The organism is Azospirillum ramasamyi, from assembly GCF_003233655.1.
In the GTDB taxonomy this organism is placed as follows: Bacteria; Pseudomonadota; Alphaproteobacteria; order Azospirillales; family Azospirillaceae; genus Azospirillum; species Azospirillum ramasamyi.
This window is the reverse complement of sequence record NZ_CP029830.1, coordinates 101,501-107,500: the sequence shown is the minus strand read 5'-3', so window position 1 is coordinate 107,500 and position 6,000 is coordinate 101,501. Positions and strand designations below refer to the sequence as shown.

The following is a 6,000-nucleotide window of genomic DNA, read 5'->3' as shown; positions in this document are numbered from 1 at the left end:
ATGAAGCCTTGCGCGTGCCGCGCCATGTGACGATCCATCGTGTCGTCGAGGCGACCCCCGAAGCGGCGCTGGAGCGGCTGAAGCGGCTGGAACTGGACCGCGCCCTGCCCCGCGACGCCTGGCCCTTCCTGGAGGTGACCGTCACCCTGCCGGAACCGCGCCCCGCCCTGCGCGACGAGGTCGAGGCGGTGCTGGCCGGCCGGCCGGTGCGGCTGCTGAAGCTGGCGGTGCGGCTGACCGGCAGCGGGCAGACGCTGGGGGACAGCGCGCCGCCGGTCGATCTGGCTTCGCTGGACCCCGAAGAGGTGTTCCGGCGGCTCTACCGCCGCAGCCATGAAGGCGATCCCGATCCCGACCTGCTGGCGGCCTTCCATGAGTTGCTGACCGGCGTCCAGGAGACGATGTGATGCGGATTCTCGCGGTGCGCGGCGCCAACCTGACCAGCCTGGACGGCCCCTTCGCCATCGATTTCGACCGGGAGCCGCTGCGGCGGGCCGGGCTGTTCGCCATCACCGGGCCGACCGGCGCCGGCAAGAGCACGATCCTGGATGCCTTGTGCCTCGCCCTGTTCGACAGCATGCCACGGCTGCCGGAAGGGCGCGGCGAGATGCTGGGCCCCGAGGGCGATCCCAACAGCATCCGCACCACCGACGTGCGCACCGTCCTGCGTCGGGGTGCCGGATCCGGCTGGGCGGAGGTGGATTTCGTCGGGATCGACGGCGAGGCCTATCGCGCGCGCTGGGAGCTGCGGCGGGCGCGGCAGAAGGCGCAGGGCGCCTTGCAGCAGCAGAGCATGTCGCTGAGCAGCCTGGACGGCGAGCGGCGCTTCGGCGACGGCAAGAAGAGCGTGCTGGAGGAGATCGAACGGCGGCTCGGCCTGACCTTCGAGCAGTTCCGCCGGGCTGTCCTGCTGGCCCAGGGCGATTTCGCCACCTTTCTGAAGGCGCCGCCCCGTGAGCGTTCCGCCCTGCTGGAACTGCTGACGGGGACGGAGATTTACTCCCGGCTGTCCGTTGCGGCGCATGAACGGGCGAATGCGGAGAAGCAGGCGCTCGACAGGCTGATGGCGCAAGGCGGCGGCATCGGGGTGTTGAACGACGACGACCGCGCGGCCTTGCAGAACGAGGCCGACGAAGCGGCGGAGGCGGTCCGGGCCGGCGAGCGGTCGCTGGCCCTTGCCCAGGCGGCACTGGCTTGGCATGAGCGTGACACCCAACTCGCGGCGGCCGAGGGCAAGGCGGTCGAGGCGGCGGAAGCGGCGGAGCGGGCATGGGGCGAGGCGGAGGGACGGCGTGAGGCGGCTGCCCTGCTGCGCGGGCTTCAACCGCTGCGGCCGCTGCTGGCCGATGCCGACCGGGCGAGCGGCGAGGCCGCGGAAGCGACAGCGGCCGTGGCGCGCGCGATGGAGGCGTGCGAGGCCGCGCGGCTGGCCCTGGAGGAAGCCGCCGCCCGTCATGGCGAGTCGCGGCGGCGCTTCGAAGCCGCTTGCGCGGAACAAGCCAAGGCGGAACCGGACCTCGAACGCGCGGCCGACCTCGATGGGCGGATCACGGCGCTGACGAGCGAGCAAGGAACCGCCGAGGCGACGGCAAAGGCGGCGGAGCAGAGAAGCGGCGCCGCGCGGCGGGCGGTGCGGAACATCGACACCACCCTGTCCGCTGCACGCAACGACGCGGCGCGGCTGGAGGTCTGGCTGCGGGATCAGGCGGACCTCGCCGTGGTGGCGAACCAGTGGGAGCGCTGGGATCGGCTGCTGGGACGCGCCATCGCCGATGGACGGGCCTGGGAAACCGCCGCCGGCGAGCGCCGCCGGCTGGAACGGGAACTCGCCTCGACGGAAACCGCTGCCGAAGGTGTGGAATCCCGGCTCGCCGAGGCACGGGAGCGCTGCCGCACCGCCGAGCAGGCGCTGGAGACTCTGCGGAGCGAGGCGGCCCCGTCGCTCGACGAGGCGCGGCGGGCACGGGCCGAGGCCGGCCGGCGGCGGGACGGGCTGCTGGCGCTGCTCACCACCGGCGAGGCGCGCCAGCGGCTTGCGACGGAGCGTGAAACGGCGGAAAGGGAGCGGCTTCTACGGCTGGGCGAGGCGGAGCGTGACGGAACGGCGGCGCGGCAGCTTGCCGATAGCCGGGCCGGGCAACGCGCGGCGGTCGAGGAAGCCGAGCGGACCCTGCAACGGCTGCTGCTGGCCCAACGCGAGGATGTGGAAAGCCTGCGCGGAAGGCTGGTGGAGGGGGAAGCCTGCCCGGTCTGCGGGTCGGCGGACCATCCCTGGGCAGGCGCCGGCGTGACGCCGCTCGGCCGGTTAACGCAGGATCAGGAGCGGCACCTTGCCGGGCTGCGCGAGATGCTGGCCGAAACGGTTGCCCGCCACGCCGCGCTGGAGGCGGCGGAACGGGCGGCGCGCAAGGAGGCCGACGGGCTGACGGCACGGTTGGCGGCACTGGCGCGGGAAGCCGAAGGACTCCAGCTCCGTTGGGGCGAGCAGGCGGCGGCGGTCGGCTGGGATGTCGAAGGCGGAACGCTCGCCGACATCCGCCGGGCGGTCGAAGCGGTGGACCGGCGGCTTGCGGCCATTGCGTCCGATGAGGAACAGGCGCTCGACCATCGGCGGCGGCTGGATGCGGGACAGCAGGAGCATCGGCGGCTTGAGACCGCGGCGGCCGGGCTGGCAGCGGAATGCGAAGCGATCCGGCAGCGGCTGGCGGACGGGCGGCAGGCCTTGGCGCTCGCCGTAGCCGCGCTCGAACGGACCGAAGCCGACCGCCAATCCGTTCTGGCGGAACTGGCCGAAGGGCTGGCGGCGGAGGCCGAGTGGCGGTCGCGGCTGGAGCGGGAGCCGGAGGAATATCGGGCCGGACTGGCGGCACGGGTGGCTGAATATCGGGAAAAGACCGATGCACTGGCCCGTGCCACCCGCGAGGTCGAGCGGGCCAGCGGCGAGCGGGCGGTGCAGACGGTCGAGCTGGACGCCGCGCTGCGGACCGAGGAGGAGGCCCGCCGGCGGGCCGAGGATCTGGCCGCGCGGCTTGCGGAGGCGCGGGCGGCGCGTGGTGCCCTGCTCGGCGGACGGGCGGTGGCGGTGGTGCGCAAGCTGTTGGCCGGCGAGCGGCAGGAGGCCGAAGCCCTGATGGAGAAGGCCACCTTTGCGCGGCAGGATGCCGTCGCCCGGCTGTCGGCGGCGGAGCAGGACCGGGTAACCCGCGGCGAGGCCGCCCGTCTGTGTGCCGACAAGGCCAGGGTTGCCGGCGAACGGCTGGACCGGGCTGTGGCGGAACGGAGGATCGGGCTGGAAGAGGTCCGCCGGCTGCTGGCGTCCGCCGAAAGCGAACTGGAGGCGGAAGAACTGGCGCTGGCGGTGCTGGAGCGGGCGCGTGGCGACGCGGCGCTGGTGGTTGCCGAACGGCGCCGGCAGCGCGCTGAACATCATGGGACGGGGCATCATGGGATGGCCCGTCCGGCTCTGAGCGTCGACGAAGCCGCCGCAGCGGCGGAGAGCGCCCGCGCGGTGCTGGAGCGGGACCGCGACCGGCTGGGCTCGGCGCGCGGACGGCTGGAGGCCGACGACGCCAACCGCCAACGGCTGGCCGGGCTGAGGGTGGCGATCGAGGAGCAGCAGGCGCGCTGTGCCCTATGGGGTAAGATGACGCAGCTGATCGGTTCGGCGAACGGGCAGAAGATGCGCAACTTCGCCCAGAGCCTGAGCCTGGACCTGCTGCTGACCCATGCCAACCGGCATCTGGAGGATCTCGCCCGCCGCTATCGGCTGGAGCGGGTGGCGGGGGCCGATCTGGAAATCCAGGTGGTCGACCGCGAGATGGGCGACGAACGGCGCGGCGTGCACAGCCTGTCGGGCGGCGAGCTGTTCCTGGTGTCGCTTGCCCTGGCGCTCGGGCTGTCGGCGATGGCGGCGGGAACCTCCGGCGGGATCGGCACGCTGTTCATCGACGAGGGATTCGGCACGCTCGATCCCGACAGCCTGGATGTGGCGCTGTCCTGCCTGGAAGCATTGCAGGCCGGCGGGCGTCAGGTGGGGGTGATCAGCCACGTTCCGGCGATGGTCGAGCGCATCGGCACGCAGATCCGCGTGGTGCCGCTGGGCGGCGGGCGCAGCCGCGTGACGGTGCGGTCGGTGGCGGGGGCTGCGCTGGGACTGGCGATGGAGGAGGTGGAGGGGGTTTGAGGGGGGGCCCTCAACCCTCCCCCGCTCCCCCCGGCCGCCTCGGACGGTCAGGCCGCCCGGATGCTTGCGAGGAAAGTCTCGACCTCGTGGCGCAGCGTTTCCGCCTGCTGCGACAGATCGCCGGAAGCGCCGAGCACCTGGCCGGCCGCCGCGCCGGTCTGGGTGGCCGCCAGCCTCACCTCGACGATGTTGCCGCTGACCTCCTCGGTGCCTTGGGCCGCCTGCTGTACGTTGCGGGTGATCTCGCCGGTGGTCGCGTTCTGCTCCTCGATGGCGGCGCTGATGGAGGCGGCGATCTCGTTGATGGTCGTGATCGTCTGGCCGATCCCCTCGATCGCCCCGACCGTGCTTTGGGTGGCGGCCTGCACGGCGGCGATCTGCTGGGCGATCTCCTCGGTGGCCTTGCCGGTCTGGTTGGCAAGCGCCTTCACCTCCGAGGCGACCACCGCGAAGCCCTTCCCGGCCTCGCCCGCCCGCGCCGCCTCGATGGTCGCGTTCAGCGCCAGCAGGTTGGTCTGGTTGGCGATGTCCTGAATGAGCTTGACCACCTCGCCGATCCGGTTCGCCGCCTCGGCGAGGTGGCGCACCGAGCCGGTGGTGTCGAGGGCCTGCCGCGCCGCCTTCGCGGCGATGTCGTGGGAGGCGGTGATCTGGCGGCTGATCTCCTGGATGGAGGCGGCCATCTCCTCGGTTGCCGCCGCGACGGTCTGCACGTTGGCCGAGGTCTGCCCGGCCGCCGCAGCCGAGGCGGATGCCTGACGGTTCGCCTGATCGGCGAGCGACGCCATGCCGTGGGCCGTCGAATTCAACTGGGCGGCGGCCGACGCCACCGCGCCAAGGCTGTGCGTCACGGTGCCTTCGAAGCCGCGGACCAGAGACTCGACCTTGGCGGCGTGCCGCTCCTTGGCCTCGCGCTGCGCCGCCTGCTCGGTCTCCAGCCGCTGCCGCGCGACGCCGCTTTCCTTCAGCACCTGGATCGCCCGGGCGATGTCGCCGATCTCGTCCGCGCGCCCGCGCTCCGGCACTTCGACGCGGTAGTTCTGGTTGGCGAGGTCGGTCACGATGCCGCTCATGCGCACCATCGGCGCGACGACGCGGCGGCTGAACACGCCGTAGAGCATGGCCAGGAAGCTGAGCGCCGTCAGGGCGATGGACGACTGCGCGACGACTCTCAGCAGATGGGACCAGCTGCGCGCTCGTTCTACCGCACCCCCGGTCCGCTCGGCCAACATCGCCTGGAAACGCTGGACCGGCACCATGATCTCCGCCTTGCCGCGGTCGTAGTCGGCCCCGAACATGAGATCCTGGGCCTTGCGCAGATCACCCTCGGCGACCGCCTTCATCGCGGCGTTCTCCAGGCCGATCAGCGTGTCCGACTTGCGCTTGGCCTCCTCGATCAGGTTGAGCTCGCCTTGGGGGATGCCGAGTTCGGTAAGGCGCTGCACCACGCGGTCGCGGGTCCTGGTCTCATTCACCTCGCGCCAGTAGGCGTCGAAGTGGCGCTTGTCGCCGAAGACGGTGTAGCGGCGCGCCTCGTTGGTCAGGTGGTCGGAGGCCGAGGCGAGGTCGAGGGCCAGCTGCGCGTATTCAGCCCGCTCCAGCATAGCCCTCCGTTCGGCGTCCGCCGCGTTGTCCGCGAGGACAAGACTGACGCCGGACAACAGGGACAGCGAGATTGCTGCGGCATAGGAGAGCTTCGTGATGTCGGAGATGCGCATGTCGGACTCGACGTTCATTGCGTTGCTTGCCGACGTCAAGTATTGGGGGTCAAACGTTTAGAAACGCTTGCCCGCCAAAGTTGTCACAGTCCGCTCCAG

Annotated in this window: 3 protein-coding genes (1 of these 3 running past the window's edge); 2 read left to right on the top strand and 1 reads right to left on the bottom strand. The window is 71.9% G+C overall.

The genetic code is table 11. The features are described from left to right. Together DM194_RS13195 and DM194_RS13190 are read left to right on the top strand one after the other, a co-directional pair. Positions 1 to 407: the end of an exonuclease SbcCD subunit D C-terminal domain-containing protein gene (locus DM194_RS13195; protein WP_111068076.1), read on the top strand. It extends 838 nt beyond the left edge of the window; 407 of the gene's 1,245 nt are visible here — the last part of the coding sequence; its start codon lies off the left edge, out of view; it ends in the stop codon at positions 405 to 407. Beyond that, positions 407 to 4,183 (top strand): AAA family ATPase, encoded by a 3,777-nt coding sequence (locus tag DM194_RS13190; protein WP_111068075.1) that lies wholly within the window; start codon positions 407 to 409, stop codon positions 4,181 to 4,183. The genes DM194_RS13195 and DM194_RS13190 overlap by 1 nt, the downstream gene beginning before the upstream one ends. Before the next feature lie 47 nt (positions 4,184 to 4,230). Here the strand turns inward: DM194_RS13190 and DM194_RS13185 are convergent, their stop codons facing one another. After that, entirely contained in the window at positions 4,231 to 5,919 is a 1,689-nt protein-coding gene (locus DM194_RS13185) for a methyl-accepting chemotaxis protein (RefSeq protein ID WP_246024381.1), read from the bottom strand. Positions 5,920 to 6,000 lie beyond the last annotated feature (81 nt).

Bases quoted from the DNA above. Each gene is read 5' to 3' on its own strand.
- DM194_RS13190 (WP_111068075.1), top strand. From the start codon at position 407: ATGCGGATTCTCGCGGTGCGCGGCGCCAACCTGACCAGCCTGGACGGC.
- DM194_RS13185 (WP_246024381.1), bottom strand. From the start codon at position 5,919: ATGAACGTCGAGTCCGACATGCGCATCTCCGACATCACGAAGCTCTCC.